Source organism: Vibrio sp. 10N.261.45.E2, assembly GCF_002875705.1.
Lineage (GTDB): Bacteria > Pseudomonadota > Gammaproteobacteria > Enterobacterales > Vibrionaceae > Vibrio.
Map to the genome: position 1 here is coordinate 35308 of NZ_MCZZ01000159.1, position 21669 is coordinate 56976.

Annotated in this window: 16 protein-coding genes; 3 read left to right on the plus strand and 13 right to left on the minus strand. The window is 44.3% G+C overall.

Annotated elements, in window-relative coordinates:
* Positions 1-52: 52 nt before the first annotated feature.
* The 12 genes from BCT34_RS21790 to BCT34_RS21845 all read right to left on the minus strand — a co-directional run bounded on the left by BCT34_RS21790 (position 53) and on the right by BCT34_RS21845 (position 16952).
* The gene (locus BCT34_RS21790; RefSeq protein ID WP_076654015.1) at positions 53-1366 is read right to left on the minus strand and encodes an HlyD family type I secretion periplasmic adaptor subunit; all 1314 of its coding nucleotides are present in this window, start codon (positions 1364-1366) and stop codon (positions 53-55) included.
* On the minus strand, positions 1359-3527 hold the full coding sequence (locus tag BCT34_RS21795; protein ID WP_076654013.1) for an ABC transporter transmembrane domain-containing protein: 2169 nt from the start codon (positions 3525-3527) through the stop codon (positions 1359-1361). The genes BCT34_RS21790 and BCT34_RS21795 overlap by 8 nt, the downstream gene beginning before the upstream one ends.
* Entirely contained in the window at positions 3524-5170 is a 1647-nt protein-coding gene (locus BCT34_RS21800; protein ID WP_076654011.1) for an ABC transporter ATP-binding protein, read from the minus strand. Before BCT34_RS21800 ends, BCT34_RS21795 begins: the two co-directional genes overlap by 4 nt.
* Positions 5171-5297: 127 nt before the next feature.
* The gene (locus BCT34_RS21805) at positions 5298-5933 is read right to left on the minus strand and encodes a CatB-related O-acetyltransferase (protein ID WP_076654010.1); all 636 of its coding nucleotides are present in this window, start codon (positions 5931-5933) and stop codon (positions 5298-5300) included.
* A 409-nt stretch (positions 5934-6342) separates the two neighbouring features.
* On the minus strand, positions 6343-7455 hold the full coding sequence (locus BCT34_RS21810) for an NADH:flavin oxidoreductase (RefSeq protein ID WP_076654008.1): 1113 nt from the start codon (positions 7453-7455) through the stop codon (positions 6343-6345).
* 237 nt (positions 7456-7692) lie between these two features.
* Complete coding sequence (locus tag BCT34_RS21815) at positions 7693-8382, minus strand: hypothetical protein (protein WP_076654006.1); 690 nt, start codon at positions 8380-8382, stop codon at positions 7693-7695.
* Positions 8382-9545 (minus strand): outer membrane protein transport protein, encoded by a 1164-nt coding sequence (locus BCT34_RS21820; protein ID WP_076654004.1) that lies wholly within the window; start codon positions 9543-9545, stop codon positions 8382-8384. Before BCT34_RS21820 ends, BCT34_RS21815 begins: the two co-directional genes overlap by 1 nt.
* A gap of 93 nt (positions 9546-9638) precedes the next feature.
* Positions 9639-10451, minus strand: coding sequence for a crotonase/enoyl-CoA hydratase family protein (locus BCT34_RS21825; protein WP_076654002.1), 813 nt, complete (start codon positions 10449-10451; stop codon positions 9639-9641).
* A 223-nt stretch (positions 10452-10674) separates the two neighbouring features.
* Entirely contained in the window at positions 10675-12669 is a 1995-nt protein-coding gene (gene fhuB / locus BCT34_RS21830) for a Fe(3+)-hydroxamate ABC transporter permease FhuB (protein ID WP_076654000.1), read from the minus strand.
* Entirely contained in the window at positions 12669-13622 is a 954-nt protein-coding gene (locus BCT34_RS21835; protein WP_076653998.1) for an iron-siderophore ABC transporter substrate-binding protein, read from the minus strand. The genes fhuB and BCT34_RS21835 overlap by 1 nt, the downstream gene beginning before the upstream one ends.
* A gap of 91 nt (positions 13623-13713) precedes the next feature.
* On the minus strand, positions 13714-15837 hold the full coding sequence (locus tag BCT34_RS21840; RefSeq protein WP_076653996.1) for a TonB-dependent siderophore receptor: 2124 nt from the start codon (positions 15835-15837) through the stop codon (positions 13714-13716).
* Between the two features lie 206 nt (positions 15838-16043).
* Positions 16044-16952 (minus strand): AraC family transcriptional regulator, encoded by a 909-nt coding sequence (locus BCT34_RS21845; protein ID WP_076653994.1) that lies wholly within the window; start codon positions 16950-16952, stop codon positions 16044-16046.
* Positions 16953-17171: 219 nt separating this feature from the next.
* On the opposite strand from BCT34_RS21845, the gene BCT34_RS21850 reads away from it, so the two are divergent.
* Both BCT34_RS21850 and BCT34_RS21855 read left to right on the plus strand, forming a co-directional pair.
* Positions 17172-17930: a siderophore ferric iron reductase gene (locus BCT34_RS21850; RefSeq protein WP_076653992.1), complete on the plus strand. Its 759-nt coding sequence runs from the start codon at positions 17172-17174 to the stop codon at positions 17928-17930.
* 97 nt (positions 17931-18027) lie between these two features.
* Positions 18028-18813, plus strand: a complete 786-nt coding sequence (locus BCT34_RS21855) for an ABC transporter ATP-binding protein (protein ID WP_076653989.1) — start codon at positions 18028-18030, stop codon at positions 18811-18813.
* 150 nt (positions 18814-18963) lie between these two features.
* Here the strand turns inward: BCT34_RS21855 and BCT34_RS21860 are convergent, their stop codons facing one another.
* Positions 18964-20157: a multidrug effflux MFS transporter gene (locus BCT34_RS21860; protein WP_076650798.1), complete on the minus strand. Its 1194-nt coding sequence runs from the start codon at positions 20155-20157 to the stop codon at positions 18964-18966.
* A gap of 269 nt (positions 20158-20426) precedes the next feature.
* Between BCT34_RS21860 and BCT34_RS21865 the strand changes: the two genes are divergently transcribed.
* Complete coding sequence (locus BCT34_RS21865; RefSeq protein ID WP_076650799.1) at positions 20427-21518, plus strand: PQQ-dependent sugar dehydrogenase; 1092 nt, start codon at positions 20427-20429, stop codon at positions 21516-21518.
* The last annotated feature ends 151 nt before the right edge of the window (positions 21519-21669 follow it).

Sequence of the window (21669 nt, forward strand, 5' to 3'; positions counted from 1 at the left end):
AAAAAGGAACGCAATGCGTTCCTTTTTTATTTGCTAAGAAAACTCATAAGTATTAACGTTCACCAAACGCGACACTCACGTTGGTGTAAATCGGCTTCCATAGATACTGGAATACAGATTTCTCACCAGTGGTGATGTCTACCTCACCTGTCATACCGGGCAAAATAGAAAAGCTTTCTGGGTTATTACGGAAGTATGGCGTATCAACCGATACCACCACTTCATAATAGATCTCGCCACGTTCGCTTTGACTTGTGGTCGGTGAAATACTTTCCACCTCCCCTTTTAGAGCTCCAAAGCGGCTGTAATCAAACGCATCTATCTTGATGCGAGTCGGCTGCCCAACACTCACAAAACCAATATCTCTTGGTGACAAACGGGCTTTAAAGTCGGCTTTCCCACCAACAGGAACAATTTCGACTACCGTACCACCCGGCTGGATAACACCTCCGTTCTGTGTGCTTGGCAGGCTTTGCACTAAGCCTTGCAATGGCGACACCAACATAGTGTTTGTCAGTTTTGCTTGGCTTGAACGAACTCTGGCATTCAATGCAGATAAATCTGACACGGCTTTAGAACGATCATCGCTCACTTTAGCTTTTGCCTCCGCAAGAAGTTGTATGATTTTTTGACCATTACTGTCAGCTTGTCTAATCAATACCGACTTCTTGCCACGAGCTTCTTCAATTTTCTGCTCAATACTGGCCAGTTTTTGACGCATTTCAAGCACACGTAAGCGTGAAATATTGCCCGATTTATAACCCTTTTCTAGTATGTTCAACTCTTGCTTAGTCGCATTCAATTCTTTCTCATAACTCGGCAAGGCCTTTTCTACACTACGAAGCTGCTCTGCAATTTGCTCGCTCTCTTTCTCCAGCACCACACGCTTTTGGAAATAAAGGGCTTTTTGCGCGTTCAGCTGCGCTTTCTGTTGGCTGACGATCTCTGGGTAATCGACCTCGAATTCAGCAAGATTAGGCTCACGTTGCTCAAGCAGCGCATTCATACGCTCCACACTAGCTAGAAGCGTCACTTGTTGAGACTTTAACTCTTCAAGAGCGGTACGTTGGAAGGTCGCATCAAACTCAACAAGAGGCTGACCTTTCTCGACCAGCTGACCTTCTTTAACGAGAATTTGCTTTAACTTACCGCCAATCGCGCTTTGTAATACTTGCTTCTCGCCTTCTGGAATTACTGCGCCTTTGGCTTTGGCAATTTCATCCACTTGGGTGACTACAGACCAAGTGGCAAAGCCGATTACACACAAAGCAACTGACCATGTGGCTAATGCCAATGTACGAGCCGTATTTTGTGATTCAACAAGTTCACCGTAGCGCTTGCCCTTCTCGATAGGTTGTTTAGCCATTCGCGACTCCTTGCTTAGACTCTGATTGTTCTTGTGGGGCTGCATCTTGTTGATCTGACGGATCTTGAACTTGAGAAGCTTGAGGTTCTAAAGGCTGTTCAGCCTCTAATGGACCGGCGTAAATCACGGCACCTTCATTTAACACCACCACTTTATCGGCAAGTTTGATTAAGTCAGGGTCGTGAGAGGTATAAATCACCGTTGCTTTTCCTTTTTTCGATTGCACAAACTCACCAAATATACGCTTAGCGTTTGGATGAGCATCAGGTACAGGGTTATCCATCAAGAACATTGGGTAATCATAGACTAGCGCTTTTGCATCGATGAGGATCTGCGCAACACTGCCAGACAACATGTCAAAAAGGCTATCCGGTTGAATACTACTGATGGAGGTATCTAGCCCACCAGATAATGTCTTGAACCAGCGCTTTCCGCCGACCATTTCAATTGCAGAGATCATTTTCTGATCTTCGACTTTATGCCCGTCGTTTAGCCACTCTCGAATACTCAGCGTAAGCAAATCAGGATAAGCCGCACGAATGAAACACCAGTGACGGTAGATCTGCGGGTCGTATTGAACGAGGTTAACGCCTTCAAGCTCTACCATACCGTTTTGGATAGGCTGCAAGCCCGACAGAACTTCGATCAATGTTGATTTACCACTACCTGAAGGGCCAGTAATCGCCACAATTTCTCCGGATTCGATATCAAAACTCACGCCACTCAAAGCGGGACGACTCTGTTTAGGATAACGCAGGGTCACTTGGTCTAATTTCAAATTAGGCGCTACAACAGGCAACGGGTGATGTTGGTAACTGAACTCGCGCTCAGATGGCTGAGACAAAATACGATTTACCTGCAATTTGGATTGATTAAAGCTATTAAAACGCATCGCGCTGTTTGCCAACACCTGAGCAGGGCCAGTCACCTTAGATATCAACATCATTGAAGCAATCAAACTACCGGGGGTCATCACTTGTTCAAAAATAAGTCCTATTCCTAATCCCATCAGGGCGAGTGTCGAACCCACACCAATGAAGTAGTAAATCGAAGTGTAACGACTCTGGAGAACCGATTGATTAAAGGTCACTGTTGAAGCAAGAAGATTGGCCTTTTTGAAGCGTTGAATCCAGTGCTCGGAGAATCCAGCACTGCGAATAAAGGCAAGCTTGGATGACAGCTCATTAGTCATGTTTTGACGATTCGTACCTGCCACCGTCGATTGCATTGAGCGCTTGCTGCTAGAGCGTATCGAGCGTTTTGCTAGCAAGTAATAAAGGATTAAAGATACCACTGGAACCAGTACCAACCATCCGCCTAAAACACCTATCGCAAGGACAAAAATAAGAATGAATGGCAGATCAAACAGCGCATTTCCTAATGGCCCAGATAACACGCCTGAAATACGCTCTGACAGCATCACTTGGTTTTGCTGACTAGACGAGGCTGTTTGCTGATTTTGAGCATAGCTATTTCGAAGTAGACGCTGCACAAGGGATTGAGAGATTTCACGACTTACTCGGTTTGAAACTGATGCAAACACTCGGCTACGCAATGTTCTTAACCAACCCATCATCACAAACAACAACGCCGCGCCAATGGCGATACCTTGCAGTTCATGCCCTGCATCACCACCAATCACATGGTCATAGATCGACATCGTGATGAAAGGAACGGCAAGCGCAAATAAGTTAGTGATAAAACTGACCAAAAGCAATTTAGGAATAATGGGGCGAAACGCATGTAGCCGTTCGCCAACCCAATCAGGAGAAGCCTTCTCTAGTGGTGGACCTTCGATAACAATACAAAACTGTGGGATCTGGGTAACGTCTTCATTGGCATCAAAAGCAATAAACTGTTTCGATTCTATATGACCAGAAACCAACTCATGTTCACCAAGCACCAGTAATACGAGTTTGTGTTCGCCAACTTCATCTAGGTTGGCAACCAAGCGATAGGGCAATGCAAGCCTATCAAACAGGGCAAACATATCATCAATTGATTCAATGCCGTTCTCATCAACCCATTGGCGAGCGAACAATTGGATATTCGCATTAACTTCCAACTCCTTGAGGACGGAAAGACTCTCGGTTTCTAAATGGTTCATCACCTCTTGTCGCCCATCCGTATCTGCACGGTTGCTAGCATCTAAACGATTCATACGACAGCCTCCTGATTGCTCTCACTTTCTTCGGAAATAGCTCGACTTTCCACTGTAATTATTCGATTAGCTAATTCGCGAAGTTTAGAATGGTAGCTCACCATCAGTATCGTCCGTCCTTCCGCCACTTCTTCTTCCAGAACCTTAGCTAAGTTTCCAAGGGCATCTAAATCAAGCGAGGAATCTGGCCTTTCTAACATGATAATGGGTTTATCACTTGCCAGTTGAGTCACTATATTGAGCATTTTCACGTTGCCCATACTCAGCAGAGACGCACTCGTATGGCCAATTTGTGTCTCTAGTCCATCGGATAATCGAGTGATTTCCTTGGTCAAACCCAAACGCTTAGCATAGTCACTGGCGCTATGTGTTCTCTCAGGATCAAACCCGCACAAATTGTCCAGAATCGTTCCCGAGACTAACTGCCCTTTTACCCCGCAGTAAGCTGTGGCTTGAGCGACAGATGCAATGGAAACGGATTCGCCATTAATGAAGCACTCACCCGCTTTCAGATCATCAATACCTGCAATCGACGACAATAAATGACTGTTGGTATGGCGATCCTCACTCTCTAACAATACCAACTCACCTTGATTCAGTGTGACATCCGCATGAGAGAGTTCACCGTACCTTTCAACGGTCGCTTGCTTGATTTCCAACGTCTCAAAGTCAGACAAGTGGCTCTCAGCTTGCTCAGAATCTGAAGACTCCAACAGTGACAAGTCACTCAATTTTTCAATTGCCTGATTCGCGCTGTGTATTGAATTAAGCTTGATTCGAACGCCGACCAGAGCGCTTAACGGTGCAACCGCTCTGCCCGATAAGATAGAACAAGCTGCCAACCCGCCGGTGGTCAACTGGCCATCCAACACCCACAAGCTCCCCGTGATAACGAGTAAAACGGAAGTCGCTAATGCTGCAAGCTGAATACACTCTTGGGCGAATGCGTTCTGTTCTTCTTCTCTCGCTTTAGACTGAGAGCGAACATTATTAAGGGCTTTAAACTGGTTGAAGATTCGAGACTCAACGGCCTGACGTTTGATTCCCTGAATGGTTTGGCTCAGTAAAATCAAAAACGCTTTTCGCTCCTGCTCATCTTGGGAAGCTTCTTCACTTAAGCTTTTCACACGAATAGAAGATAGCCACACAACACCTACAGTAACGAGCCAAACTGCCAAAGGTATCACCACCAGCTCACCGCCGATGTAAGCCACCAAGCCCAAGAAGATCAATGCAAAAGGTAAATCAATAAAGCCTGCGATCACCCCTCCGGAATACCAATCTTTGACTTTTGATACGGAACCTAGCCCCTCTTCTACACCGCCAACACCAATATGGCGAAGATGGCCTGATGATGCCGTTGTCACTCTTTCAACCAAGGTTTGATAAGTCGCTTTCTCGGTATTGCTGGCCGCGGCAGACAAAAGCCAGGTACGCACAAACCGAATTAATGCTTCCATGGCAACAGCCAACGCCGCACCCGCCAACAACAAAGTGGCAGTACCGTAACTTTGGTTAGGTAAAATACGATCGTAAATTTGTAAAACCGTTAACGGAACGGCGAGAGAGAGAAGATTTATGAGTAAAGAAGGCAGTAGGACTTTTCCTACCACCCCTTTGTTTTTCATTGAACTTGCGGGCATACACAATCCTTATCCATGCTTATGAAATAAGATTGGTACACACTATTAGGTTATGCAAGCTAAGAAGCTGATTTAACGTGTTTTTCAGTATAACTATGACACAGATCTTGCTCCGAAAAATTACACTTTACAAACCGTTGTCGTAATAGGTAATCGCTTGCTTTAACTTTGTAAAATCCGAATCACATAAGTGCTTTCTTAACGATTCAAATTTATTTTCTGGCCAGTCGTAGATTTTCATCGAAACCAGTTCTTCAATAACGGGCTTATCAAAACGGTACTTAACAACTTTCGCCGGAGAGCCACCAACAATACTGTAAGGCTCAACGTCTTTTGTAACGACGCTATTCGCCGCCACTACTGCGCCTTCGCCAATGGTCACACCGGGCATCACCATGGCTCGCATACCTAGCCAAACCCCATCTTTGATATGAGTATCACCTTTACCGATGTAGGCATCTTCAATCACATCCATAAATGGATACAAAGAGAACCAGTCGACTCGGTGGGTATGGTTACCGCCCATCAGAATCACCACTTCAGCCCCGATACAAACATAGTCACCGATGTACAGTTCATCGATTTCCCAGCGAGGTTCCCACTGACGACTGACTTCGTCACCATGAAGATAACGGACGACTGAACCTTCAAACCCGTTGTCCCAGCAATCGCTGTAGTAACTGTGTTGACCTTTGATATGAATATTGGGGTTGCTGACTACTTCATGCAGCAATTCGAATTTAGACCAATGCTTGTTTTGCATTTTTACCTCTGATTAATCTTTATTAGTTAAATATCAATATATTCGACAATACAGATTCAACGTGCACAGCTTCGCTGACGTGGTAGCACTTGGTGCCCTGATACGTCAATAGTGTAGTCACAGTTGAAATGATCGTAATGTCGCAAAAACTAAAGAGACGTCAGTGGATTCGAGGTTGCTTTAAGAGAGGAAGTAATTTCACAGTAGACTCGGTTTGTTAACGATAACTCGGTTAAAAAATTTACGGGCGCATTGTACCTGTTTATGCGCACCAAATTGACAGAGGAATGTGATTAATAAGGTTTCAAATATCGCTTTGTATAATATAAGTTTGAGTCTGTGATTAACACCGACTCAAACTTAGACTCGCTTATAAATTTAGGCTTACGCTTGGGTCCAGGATCAGCGATTACATGCGAGCGAGCTGTACTTTTCTGTCTTTATTCACCACGCAAAAGTTGCCGCGCTTAGTACGACACTTAGAGCATCGCTCACATTCAACAGGGCTTCTATCCCCTTCCTTCCAACGCTTAACTAAATGGGGTTCAGAAAGCAGAGGTCTCGAAAGCGCGAAGTACGCAATACCCGTATTGTTTGCAATCGCTTCGATAGCATCAAAATCCGTTAAGCCGCCAACCGTGATAACTGGGATATTAACGTCTTGGCTGATTGCGTGACCATACTCGTGGAAGTAGCCTTCTGCTTGAATGGTGAAACCATCGTGAGATTCACCAATCATAGTGTCGGCTTTGCCATGAATATTACCTGACACCACAATGCCATCCACACCCACTTCTTCTAGCTTTTTACAGACTAAACGGGTTTCATCAAAGGTCACACCACCCTCAAAAAACTCAGAAGCGGTGAGCTTAACCAAGATAGTAAAATCGTCGCCAACTAACTTGCGAGTCGCGGTATAGATCTCTAGCAAAAATCTCATGCGATTCTCTAGGCTACCGCCGTATTCATCTTCACGTTGGTTGTAATACGGGCTTAAGAATTGGTTAATCAGGTAAGTGTGAGCGGCATGAATTTCGACGCCATCAAAGCCTGACGTCTGTGCTCTTAATGACGCTTGAGCAAAGGCATCAACAATGTAGTCGATCTCGTCTTTGGTCATCGCTTTACCCAGTGTTTGAGTTCCTTTTTCTGGAACTTCACTTGGTGCGTAGATTACTCGCTCGCCGAGATCATGCGTGGTTTTCGTGCCACCATAAGCCAATTGCATCACGATTTTGGAGTCGTTATCGTGAACCAGTTGAGTTAGCTTCTGATACTCTTCAATGAATGAGTCGTTATACATTCCCATCATGCCTGCGTTAGGCTTTTCTTCTTCAACGATGTTCGCATAACCCGTCACGATCAGGCCGACTTCACCTTGAGCCAATTCTTCATAGATCGCGTAAAGTTTGTCTGTCATATGGCCATCTTCTGTTGCCATATTTTCCCACGTCGCGCTTCGCATAAAGCGGTTCTTCAATGTCATGGTGCCGATGCGGGTTTCTGTAAACAAAGTGCTCAAGTCTTATCCTCATGAAAATTGTGCAAGCGACCCATCTATCATGGGCACTGATTGACGCGGATATTACAGATAATATGACTGTGAAAACTTAATCTAGATTAAGAGAGCAGCACTCTCACATGAGAAACAGGCAACAATTGCTAACAAAGATAGGATTAGAATAGATTCTAAGAATAGGCTCACCCAATCGGTGAGCCTACTCTCAGTTCTAATTATTTAAGACAATACGCAGAAAAGCTATTTAAACTCGTAGGTATAAGAAGCGCCAACACTGTTATTTTCACCGAAATCATCCTCAGCAAAGATAGTGAAGAAGTTGAATGATTGAGCATCACTCAACTTGTAGCTAGCGCCGACACCAGTCCAGTAACCTGAATAATCATCAGAACCCATTGAACCACCACCAAAGGCCATAATCGACCATTCATCAGTAATTGTTTTTAGGCCAAATGCGCCAATATAACCACCGTGTGTTGAGCTCGGCATGAGCACATAATCGGAACCAACATTGTCGTCATCAAAAATAGCTACTTCGCCGTCATTATAGCTGTAGCCAGCCATAGGGAAAATTTGCCAACCAAACGGCTCAATATCGAAATAACTCAATGGTATAAACGTGCCAATACTGTAGTTATTCTTATAAGCCTCGTTGTCATATTCAGAACGGCTAAAATTGAAGTTCACGATACCCATAGGCAACAACCACGAACCGCCTAATCGCCACTCTTCACCATCGGCATTGACACGAGCATTGATCATTCGCGCTTCATCAAGCCCAATAGACCCAGAGAACTGCCAATCTTCGTTAAAAGCAACACCAGCTTTGGTTACAATTTTAGTCGGATCATCTGGGTGTTTCTCTTCAGCCAAAACACCCGTTGAGCCCAGTATTGCCGAGGCAACAATTAATAGATTACGTAATGTCATTAGAAGGTCGCGCTAACGCCAACGAAGTGGATACGGCCATCGAACGAACCATCTACCATAAATCTGTCCATATCAACCGACCCTAAGTCCGCGTATTCGTAGAACACGTCGATTAAAATATCATCCCAGTAAGTAGACGCGCCTACCGAGTAGCGATATTGCTCGCCTACTGGAAGGTCAACATACTGCATTGTTGGGTCGTCTTGCGGAGAGGTTTCGTAAGAGAAGCCGGCTTTTAGACGCCAGTCTGAGTTAAGCTGATAATCAGCACCTACCGCAAATTTCCACACATCATCCCAGTCACGATCGATCTGGAGCCCCCCTATTTGGGTTCCAAAATCGAGAACAGTAGTATCCCACTCACTCCAACGGTGCAACTGAATACTCGCCAACAGGTCAAGCTGTTGGTTCAACGCATAGCTCGCACTTAAGTCAATAATTTCTGGAACTACAATATCTGTAGATAAAGAGTTCAGTAGTCCGATATTTGTTGGACCTTTTACGTCATTATTGAACTCATGTTCTAGCTTCGAACGGTAACTCGCACCCAACTTAAGCTTATCTGTCGGGGTATACATCACGCCAAGGTTATAGCCGTATGCCCAATCTGTGTCTTGTTTGACGGTCAACGCAGATGTTGACTGTTGTAATGCAGCCCAACTCAATTGAATACCTGCGCCAACAGACCACTGTTCATTCAGTTGATAGCTCAGTGACGGGTTCACCTGCATCGCAGTAAGAGTGATATCTTCAAGTAAAGGGCTGCCTGCCCACTCACTGCCATAATCAAGGCTTGAACCACCAACAGCACCCAGCGCAATACCAAGGTGTAATTTGTCTGTAACTTGATGAGCGTGGAAAGCACCGAATGAAGGCAGCACTGAATGACCTTTACCGTCACCGCTAGAATCTTGGTTGTCTTGATACTTCATCTCAAGATCAAACGCCATAGTATTAATGGTCGTTTTGCTTTCGCCCATGTGAGACATAGTGGCAGGGTTAGTCCACATCGCCGCGGCAGAGCGAGTGTAAACACCATCACCGGCACCAGTAGTACCAGCATTAGCAACGACAGCTTCTTGCAAAAACAGGCCACTTGCGAAAGCATTTAAGCTAGTAAAAATTGCGGTGGCAGCTATAGAGTAAGTAAAAGTTTTGTTCATCAGAGCGCTCTTTTAGCCTTAGACATTAAATTGCTCTAAGGTTACCGCAAAGCCTCATAAACAAAGGGAATATTCATTATTCCTGTACAAACGCTATTTAAACTTTCTCGCGACGTAAGGGCGTGGGTTATCTCGATGAATTTCACGCTGAGCAGCAATCGCTCTGTTCTTACTTAGCCCTACCTTTATTTGATACCAAGTCTCGTAGAACACAGCCATACCTGGGCTTGACCACCAAGTTTTGTTATAGAGTTTCTTATTAGCAGCGACAACATCTGGCGACCGATTTGCGCACTCAAGTGCCAAAGCATACGCTTCAGCGTAAGGATCTTCGGCAATCTTAGTCACCAATCCATATTCTTTAGCGGTTTCACTGTCGATCACTTTGGCCGTCATCGCCATTTCTAGGGTATGATCCTTTCGCATCAGCTCTCGGAAAGCTATCGCCCCTCCCATGTCTGGAATCAATCCCCACTTCGCCTCTAAGATTGAGAAATTCGCATCTGGACTCGCAATCCTAAAATCGCCACCACTGACTAATTGCAGACCACCTCCCCAACAACGACCATGAATCGCAAAAATGACAGGACATGGGATCTCTCGCCAACCAATAGAAAAATACTGAGCCGCATTTGGCAACGTCGGCAACCATTTGAACAAAAGCTTCATCGCCCCAACTTTACTGTTCAATAACGATTTAACGTCTAAGCCAGAACAAAAATCTGAACCATTACCTTTCACTATCACAGCGCGAATCTGGTTATTCTTTTTGAGTTCTCTGATCATATTATTAACGCCTTCAAACATTGCCATATCAATAGCATTTAACTTATCAGGACGATTTAATACCACGGTCGCGATTTGGTTTTCATCAATGGAGCAAGTGATACGAGGAAGGTCAGTCATGTGGGCTACTCAAATAAGTGGTCAGACCTTTAGATTATACATTTTATTAACATATGCCAAACTTGCACATTGAGAAGCGAGACCTGTGTTGCCTAACGACTCTCCTTTACGCAAACAACATCAATAAAAAAGCAGTGATGGATCGCTCCATTCACTGCTTTTCATTCGTAGCTTCTATTACCAATAACTTTGTTTGCCAATAGTTTTAGATTAATAGCTGTACCTATGTTCTTCGAGATTTAAGTAACAAGAAGATGAAATAACTGCCACCAATAATGGACACTAACGTGCCTGCTGCAAGTTGTGCTGGGAACACCACTACTTGACCTAACCAATCAGCAAACAGCATTAAGGCAGCACCAATTAAAAACGACAAGATGATCTGCTCTCGAACCAAACGAGCACCTACCATTGCGGCGATATGCGGCGCTAGTAAGCCGACAAACGCGACTGGCCCCATAGTAGTTGTTACCATCGAACATAAAATTGCAACTATACACAGCAGAGCAATATAGGCGATGTTGATATTCAGCCCTCTTGCACTCGCGAACTGACGGCCAGTCGCAATTAACGTTACCCAGCGACTCAACAGTAAAGCAACACCAATGCAAACGGTGATAACGATAGCCAGAATAGTTGCCGCATCCGGTTCAACACGATACGTAGAACCTGCTAACCAAGCCAATAAAGTGTACTTCCCTTCTCCAACTCGCGTTAAAGAGAATTGCACTAAAGCCTCTAACACTGCCGTCAACGAGATGCCGGTCAGAATTAGAATCGACGGAGCAAACTGATGCTTCTTGCCAAGGAACAGCAATAAACAAAGCGCAATCGCAGTGCCCAAAAAGGCAACCCACGGGCTTAGCGAGTGAATCGAGTATCCCATAAACAAGCTACTGAAAATCAACGCTAAAACCGCACCTGCCGATACGCCAAGGATATCAGGACTGGCAAGTGGGTTGTAAACCAACCTTTGTAAAATCACACCAGCCACTGCCAATCCGCCACCAGCGAATATTGCGGTTAACATCCTTGGCCAGCGAATTGACCACTCAAAAGCGTCTGGAACAATGAAGTAACCCATATCTGAAGAAGGCTGTGACAGTGTGCTTAACGCCAACAAGCTGAAGATCACCGTGCCCAATAACAAGTAAGCCAAAGGTGAAATAGACTTTGGCCCTTTGGGCATAGAGAAGAACAACTGATCTTGGGCTGACATCTGCTTGCGAGCAATAATGATCAAAGCTGGAGCACCAATCACCGCGGTTGCTGTACCCGTTGGAATCATATCCAAAGACCATTGAGCCAAAAAGATAGCCAAGCTATCGGTCACACAAAGTAATAGCGCACCTAATACGCAGCTTGCGATAAGTTCAGATTTCGCCTTTAAAAAGCCCAAATGTCTCGCGATGTTTGGCGCAATCAAACCAATAAAGCTAATCACACCCACCGAAGTAATCGACACAGATACCAACCAAACGCCAATAGCCATTAACACAAAGAAGGTCGTACCGATGTTAAGGCCACGTGCCGCAGCCCCTTCTGTGCCTATTGAAAGCAGAGTCAAAACTCTTGGAGCCAACAGGAAAATAGCAAAAATCGGCAGCAGCTTAGGCATCAACCACTGTACTTGCTCCCAACCGTTTTGCCCTAGATCGCCCGCTCCCCATACGAACAAATTTTGTGCGTACTGATCGTTAAGCAGAATAATTGCAGTTGCGAATGCACCTAGCAGTAAGTTAACTGCCATGCCCGCCAAAACAATCGGCAAACCGCTCATATTTTTAATGCCAACAATGGAAACGATAAGCCCCATTGCTAATAGTGCACCAGTTAATGCAAACCAAACTGAATATTGCGCAACCAACATTGGTGCAACCACATTCAGAACGACAAGACCAAGCCACGCACCAGACGATGTTCCTAACGTAAGCGGAGACATCATACGGTTCTGCGTTAGCTGTTGAAACAAGCTACCGATAGTGCCGAGTGTTCCGCCTACCAAGATCGCCATCACTAAGCGAGGTAAGTTGACATAGGCCAAAGCCATCAGCTCAAACGAATCATCAACCATTCTATTGAACGTAGCAATATTGCTGATCTGAGAGACTTGTTGGAGCAACTCGCCAATAGGACCAAACTCAGACTGACCTAACCATAAATGAACAAGAGCAGCACAAAACAGCATTGCCCCCATCATCAAACCACTGGATCTCATTACTGCTCCGCTAGCGTCAACAACGATTGCGCCATGGCTTCTGCGTTATACAAAATCGACATTGCACCGCCGTAGCTCCAACTTGCCGCCACTGGGCTAAATTGACCATTGCGTACGAAAGGCATGCTCTTCCAAACAGGAGAACGATCTAACTTGTCTTGATATGGGAAAGGTTCAAAGTAAAGCGCAATGCCACCCTTGACGTTCTTAAGTTCAGTCATTCGTTTTTGACTGATGCCCCACTGACTCGCAGGAAGATCCATCGCGTTTTCAAAACCAAGCTTTTCGAGTGCATATTGTGGAATCGAGTTATCGCCGTAGATAAACACAGAAGTTGTGCTCGCAAAACGGAAAGAAGTGACTTTCGGCTTGTCGCCCGGATACGCTTTATCTAGTTCAGCTTTTAGAACCGCGATACGTTCATCCATCGCAGCCAGTTTATTGTTCGCTTGCTCTTCTTTGCCAAGCAATTGACCTATCTTTTTGAAGTTCTCGATAGCAGCCGCAGCATTGCTGTGTTGTTCACTGTACGTTTGGTAGTAAAGCACGGGCGCAATTTCAGACAGACGCTCCTGAAGATCTTTCTGAGGAGAAGCAATAAGAATCACATCAGGGTTTAGCTTCTTCAAAGCAGAAAAATTGGGCTCAGTTCGAGTGCCAATGTCCGCCACGCCTTTAGGAATCGTCGGTTGAACAACCCAATCGGTATAACCAGCAATATCAGGCACCGCGACTGGCGTAACGCCGAGTTCGATAACTTGTTCAGCAATGTCCCAGTTCAGCGCTGCGACTCTAACCGGTTGTGCTTCAAGGGTTTTAACGCCCTCACTGTCTTCAACTTGAAAATTAGCCATCGCATTAAACGATAAAGCGCTCGCTAATGCGGATACCACAAGCTTTGCGTTCAAGTTCTTTGCTTTAGAAAAATGAAAAGCTATTCGTTGTAAATTCATGCTGTTGCCTACTCAATCTAAATTCTATATTTCTTCAAACGACAAAAGCAGCCCAGTAAAGGCTGCTTTCAAGTTGATAACCCTAACCTAGTTAGAATTCATAGTTCACGCTTAGCTCTACAGACTGCTCAGCACCGAACCAACAGTTCGATTGGTCGTAACACGCGTAATATTCTTCATTGAAAATATTGTTCACAGCTAGGTTAGCAGTCGCACCAGATAAAGTCTCGCTTGCGGCACCTAAGTCATAACCTACAGATAAATCAACCACAGTGTAAGACGGTACTTTGCCTTGTGTATTACTCGCATCCATTTGCATTTCGCCAACGTAACGAGCGCCTGCGCTTAGTCGAGAACCGGCTAGCATCCCTGTAAATACGTTGTAGTTAGCCCACAAGTTCGCAGTATGTTCAGGTACATAGATTGGCGTAGTGCCCTCTAGACCATTGCTCGTATCTTCTGTTATTTCCATATCCACGTAAGTGTAAGCTGCGGCAATATCAAAGTTCTCAGTAGCAAACCAACGACCAGACACTTCAGCACCTTGCGATACCACTTCACCGACTTGAATTCTTGGCCCATAAACATTACTAGGGTCAGTCATTAACATGTCTTGCTTAGTGATATGGAAGAGAGAAACCGTTGCTTCTTTCGACATATCATCAGACAGATACTTCACACCAATCTCAGCTTGCTGCGCCATTTCAGGATCAAATTCATTACCACTCTTATCAACCCCCGGAGCTGGCTCGAAACTGGTCGCGTAACTCGCAAATGGAGATAGACCATTATCAAGCTCGTATAAACCACCTAGACGATAAGTAAATTGCTTGTGATCGGATTCATGTGCGTAATAATCACTTTCTGATTTGTAATGGTCAAAACGCGCACCTGCAATTAGGACAAGAGCATCTAAACGAACTTGGTCCTGAAGGTATAAACCAAGCTGACTTGATGTGGTGTCATCAAGATATTCACCGGTTTTAGTCACGTCACTACGATCAAGGAGATCATTGTTAGGGTTCAACGGGTCGAAGCTATTGAAACCACTTCCGTTAGCACTATAAGACGAGTAATTCACATCTCCATCCATGTTTTGGTAATCAACGCCAACTAACACATTGTGTTCTATCGATCCGGCTTTAATAACACCGCTCAGTTGGTTATCAATGACAAAACCTTTAAAGCTCTCGTCCGTTGAGTACAACGCTCGCGATAATTGATTTGGTGTGCTCGGATCATAACTAAGATGGTAGGTATTCTCTTGGTACAGAGATGCGTCGGTATAACGAGCATTTTGTAAGAAGGTCCAATTATCATTGAAGTCGTGGTTAATTTTATAACCAACCATCAACACTTCACGTTCAAACTTGCTCCAGTTCTTATCCCCCATCGAAACCGATGGATCACTCGCTTTCAATACATCCAAAGGCATTGCTGAGTTAATGCCCATTGAAGGATCGTTTTGGTAGTAAAGGTTGAAATTAATGAGTGTTTTGTCGCTTACTTGCCAATCTACAGAAGGAGCAATTAAATAACGTTCTTCTTCAGCGTTATCAACTTGGCTATCTTGTTTACGAGCAAGTGCTATTAAACGGTATGAGAAATCGCTGTCACCAAATTGTCCCGTCGTATCAATAGAAGCTTCTTGTAGGTTTCGTGAGCCCGTTGCAACGCCAACCTTCGTTGACTGTTCAGTTTGTGGCGTTTTAGCGATCATATTCACCATACCGCCCGGTGGCATTGCACCGTACAGCACTGATGTTGGACCTTTAAAAATCTCAACTTGTTGCATTGCGATAGGATCAATCTGTGGCTGCAAGTTCCAACCATTCAAGAACTGAAGCGAAAGGCCATCGTAGTAGTTAACGTTGTTGGTGTTAAAACCACGGATAGAGTAAGAATCAAACATGGCTACAGAGCCACCACGGTTTTCAGTTACAACACCAGGTGCATAACGAAGGGCTTGGTTCAAAGATTGAACACCTCGTTGCTCTAACTGTTCTTCATCAATAACGGTAATACCTTGAGGCGTTTCCTCTGGCTCAAGTGCCGATTTTGTGGCTGTATTACGGTAGGCTTTCCCCATAATAGTGACAGTTTCGATGTTCGAGTCTGCCGCTGTAACGGTTTCTTCCGCCAACGCTTGCGCTGAAAACGCAGTGAGCAACGCTACTGCCAATGATGAATACTTAAAACGAGTGTGAGTGGTCATGATTCCCTCGGTACCAATGCTTAATATAAATAATAATAAATCTCATTTGCATTGTATGTATCTAGAGATGGGATAATTAACAATTTGGTGCAAATTAAAAAAGAACTTGGCCTAATTTTAATAAAAACAGGTCAATTGCTGATTAAAAACACAATTGACCTTATTCAGTGGGAGGTTTTACAGAAAGAGGTTTCGTGGGGATATGATTACGATTTAATAATAGGAACCCAGTATTCCATTTCAGCATCTGATGCATGGGCTTGATAGCCAAATGGATACACTTCGAGTTCATAGCCATCGACACCACGATAACCAGAATTCGGCAGCCAGTTAAGCACAAACCAACTCAAGGTATGTCGCAAGTTTTCAATCGGCCCACAATGTTTAACCACCGCATAAGTTTGCTTAGGGATGGTCAACACCTTCAATTTATCAGAGATAATGCTTGGTAATTGCGGGATGGAAATTCCGTCGTGAAGCTCAACACCAGCCCAATAGTGGATGTTGGTACCATCGAAACAAGACTGAGTAAGATCAACTACGCCAATAAACTGAAGCACATTATCATTTGGAATCGTAACTTCCTGTTCCAAGCGAGACCAAAGCTGAGGGACTTTCTCTGCAAAATCTTGTGTTAGTGAAAACAAACCACTGATTTCTGATGTCATGCCTTTAACGAGGAAAGACTCTCTTTCGTCAATTCGTACTTCCACAAAGCTGAGTACTCCTTTTTCAGCAGCACTCGTCATATCAGACACTTGTATTGGTTTTCTCAGCCCTACCCTTTTGCCCGCTTTTCGATATAGGCTTGGGCTCGCCCCAAACATCTGCTTGAACGAACGGCTAAAGCTGATTTCTGAATTGAACCCGAGACCAAGGGCAATGTCGATCACCCGCTCTTTGCCGTCTAGTAAGTACTCTGCTGCTTGGCTTAACTTAAGCTCTCTCACATAGTTTGCTACGGTCAGCCCGGTTTCAGCTTGAAACACTCTTTGCAGTTGCCAGCGAGACCAACAGCTTTGTTTAGCAACATCTTCTAGCGATAATGTCGAGCTTAGGTTCGCATGAATATAAGCTAAAACGCGGCTAATACGATCGAATGCAGGTGTATTCATATTCAAGCTTTTATATTCTCTATAGTTGGCAGTGACACATTAGTTTCACAAATACTTTTATCATTTAAAAAGGCTTTTATCACTTAAAAAAGTACAGCCTATCCACACTTTATAAATATCAAAAACGTTAAAAGCACCGAGTAGATGCTCCATTTTGTATGGTTATCCTCGATTATGTCCGTTATGATAACGCAACTGATTCTCATTTATTGATTTAAGATGCTTCCCCAACTGCACAATATTATCACTCGTCGGAGAGCACCTTCTCTACATCAGAAAATCTTCGCTTACTCGAAACAAGTCACCCCTTATTTAAGCGGTAGTTACGGTTCTCTCAGCAGTAAAAGTATCGCTGTAACGAATGATAAGAGCCATATCGAAATCAAGCGCGTTTACGATGGTCTTTCGAAGAATCACTCTGAGGCGGGCAAAGCCTATTGGTTAACTCGAACATGGGATCTTGTATGCTGGCAACCCATCTATGTTACCTTTGTTTCAATCTATGGCCTTCACTCGCTACCTGATATCAAGAATATTGGTCAGTTTAGGTATAAAGAGTTCGTGACAGGTTATCGCTTCTTTAACGGTGATCATCAACACGGTTCACCCGAGGAATTGATACCTAAGGCTGGCGAGGCGATACTTGCACTCACTGAGTTTTATCGCAACCAGATAAGTGAGTGGACCCGTATCCGTCCGGGGTTTACCAACCATTTACTTGCGGATCTACTATTAGGTAGTTTGATCAAATTACAGCAGCATGAGCCAAGCCTAACCAACGATTATATCACTGACCAAGCCAAACTTTGGTTAGATGCATGCAAGTTACCAGATAGTCATTTAGATAGCCTTAAAATCGACGAGAATACAGGCATGCTTAAACTGATCAGAGTCAGCTGTTGCCTAGTCTATAAGTGCGACTCTGGTAAGTATTGCGACGATTGCCCTAGGCACCCTGATAATAAAAAAACCGTTTAATATCACCATCTATTTTTAGAGACCAGTAAAGCTGCTTTTAGAGACCAATCAGGCTGCTTTTATTGAGCAGCTTTATTGGTCTAAAGACAGGACTGACATGTTTCAGCTTTCAAACATCAAAATCATTCGTGATCAACGAACTATTCTCTCAATCGAAGACCTTGCGATTCCGACCAATGAACTGACTGTCGTTCTTGGTCATAATGGCTCAGGTAAATCTACACTCGTTAATTTGCTCTCAGGGCAGATGTCTCCAGATCACGGCACCGTCGAGTTAGAAAACACTTCTCTTTCTTCGTTCAAAAGCAAAGATCTAGCGAAGAAGATTGCTTATTTACCGCAAAAGCTACCTGCTTCTGCAGGTTTAACCGTAGAAGAGCTGGTTCGTTTAGGGCGTTTCCCTTGGCGAGGCGCGTTGGGTCGTTGGAATTCTGAAGATAAGTCGATCATTAAACAAGCTATGGAAAGAACCGGCATTGCTGATTTTTCACAGGCGTTAGCAGATGATTTATCTGGAGGTGAACACCAAAGAGCGTGGGTATCAATGTTACTTGCTCAGCAATCTCCGATCTTGATTCTTGATGAACCGACCTCTGCGTTAGATGTTCATCACCAATTTCAGCTTATGGGTTTATTGTCTGAACTCAACAAAAAGGAAAACGTCGGAGTTATTGTCATTTTGCACGATTTGAACTTGGCTCTGCGCTACGCCACACACATTGTTGCCCTGAAAAAAGGTCAGATTGCATTTGAAGGCAGCGCGGATAAGTTACTCGATGAACAAGCTTTGTCTGCTTTGTATGAATCCCCTATTCGCCTGATCGATCATCCAGTTCCAGCCAATACCGCAGCAAGTGAGAAGGTTGCAGTCGTCTGTGAATAGTTCAGGCATTTCAGTTTAAGTCCAAGCTCTACGCTCTAAGCTCTAAGCTCTAAGCTCTAAGCTCTAAGCTCTAAGCATAATAAAGGCCATTGAAATCAAAAGCTTCAACGGCCTTTTCGTTTTTCACGCGCTAGCTAAATAACTAAATAACTAGCTAAGCTGGGACTCTCTCGCTTCTTGGCTACTGAAACCACGTAAAATATTAAACAGGGTAATCAGTGTGAACAACATGATGACAAGCGATAAATGCCACGCTTCTCCTAGCCCTAATTGAACTAGTCCCATACTCACCATCGAAGAGACCACCATTTGCCCGCCGCCAGACATCGCAGCAGCAGCGCCTGCGTTCTTCTTATAAGGCAACATTACTAAAGCTTGAGCACAAGGCAGCGCAATACCATTACCGAGTATCATCAAGAACTGGCCAATCATTAGATATAAAGGCTCAAGTGGGCAAAAGAAAAGCCACAACGCAGCAGAAATGTGCAGCACAGGCGTACATAACAGCGTTTTCTTATTGCCTAAAACTGGGCGAATACGGTTACATAAACTAGTTCCGCCAAGCATACCTAATGCAGGAATCACCGCCCACATTGCGTATTCGTCGGACGTCATACCGATCTGGTTCTGCATGATAAATGGCATCACCGACACAGTGGTGATCATCAAGCTAAAATTAAGCCAGCCGATGCTCGCAAAACTCATAAAGTAACGAGATGTGAGAAGCTCTTTGTATTGCGATGCCATTTTCTTAGGTGAAGGAATAGCAGAGAACTGAGTAACGGTTTCCTTAAATTTGATTGCTAACACAAGCCAAGCCAAAGAAACATAGCCAAGTAGCGATATGAACACCATGCTCCAACCAAAATGGAAGTTAATAAATCCACCGATAACAGGCGCGATCAAAGGTGTTATTGAGGCAACCATTGCAATGTAAGACATCGCGAGTGGCAAGTCTGCCCCGCTGAATTTATCTCGCGTTGAAGCACGAGCAAGTACAGCGCAACAACCAGTTCCTAAGCCTTGCAGGAATCGCCCCATCACCATACTGGTAAACGAGTGTCTAAAGAAGATGATCATCAATAGTCCCATCATGGCGATCAATAGGCCGCTTAACAGTACTTTCTTACGTCCCAAAGCATCAGAAATGGGGCCATAAATAAACTGGGAAGGGCCAAAACCCAACAAATACACACTCACCAAAAGCTGCGCTTGCTCTAACGAGACATCAAAATCTTTGGCGATCCAAGGTAAAGATGGAAACACCAAACCCATGCTGAGTTGGCCAATACTGATGACCAAACACGCCAGTAAGATCAATTTAAAATCAAATAGACGACTCATAATGCTGCACGCAGGGTTAAAAAGAGACTTGGGTCATCAACCTGACAGCATGAAGGTTTAGAAAGTAGTGAGCATGTTGCAGGTGTGGTATTCATGGTGCTCCGAAAGGAATCAATTAGAGTTTGGCAGGGTAAACATACGTGAGCTTGTATAATCATACAATACTGACTGAACTAAATATGTGAATAGTGACTTTTCACTTACCCTCGCTACCTACTTGCCGACCGCAAGCTAAACTAATACAACGTCATGACAATCAAGGGACTTCAATGAACACACCTCATCGTATTCGTTCTTCTGCACTTGCAATCATCACTTCAGGCGTCATCGCTTCAACCCCAGCGTTTGCATGGCAAGCTGAGAAGATCACAGACGGTCTCGTAATCCCATGGGGCCTAGCTTATGTCGATGACAACTCCATGCTTCTCACAGAAAAAGCAGGCGTCATTAAACACATTGATCTGAAGTCGGGAGAGCAAAATACACTGTTCAGGCTGCCAAATGTTTGGGCTAAAGGCCAAGGTGGATTATTGGATATTGCCCTCTCCCCTTTTGAAGAAAGTAAGTTCTATGTTACCTACAGTAAGGACGTCGATGGTGAAGGCGTAACTACACTCGCTTCTGCTAATTACAGCAACAATGAAATCACCAATTGGACAGACGTGTTTGTGTCGAAATCCAGAACGGACACCGGACGTCACTTTGGTAGCCGTATCACCTTTGATGATAGCCACCTGTATTTTTCAATCGGTGATCGCGGTAACCGAGATAACGGCCAAAACACCATGACTCACGCAGGCTCGATATTGCGATTAAATGCAGATGGAAGCACACCAAGCGATAACCCCTTCACAGATAACGACAAGGTGCTCGACGAGATTTGGAGTTATGGTCACCGCAACCCACAAGGGCTTTTCTATGATTTCCCAACTCAAAAACTTTGGTCGATTGAACACGGTCCGCGTGGTGGTGATGAAATCAACCTAATAAAAGCAGGTGCTAACTACGGGTGGCCAGTCACATCACACGGAAAAGAGTATTGGGGCCCTATCAGCGTTGGCGAATCTGAGACCAAAGATGGTATTAAAGCACCTAAAAAAGTCTATATTCCTTCCATCGCGCCGGGCAGTTTGATCGTCTACCAAGGTGACAAATACCCAGAATTACAAGGCAGGCTGCTGGCTGGCTCACTAAAACTTACTCACATCAATATTGTGACAGTCAATAAACAAGGTGAGGCGATAAAAGAAGAACGCATTTTAGAGGAGTTGGGCGAAAGGATAAGAGACATCGAAACCTCCCCAAACGGTGACATATTCTTCAGCACCGATAATGGCAACCTGTACCGCTTGAAAAAGTAGTCGAAGTTTCGTTCCAGTAAAGACATTTTCCTTGTAACGAAATTTATAAATACAAGCCATAAAAAGTAAGCTCAAGACCCAATTAGCGGCTTTTAGTTTGCAAAAATGAATGCGCTAAAACAGTGCAATTACTCCAAATTTGTCATCAATA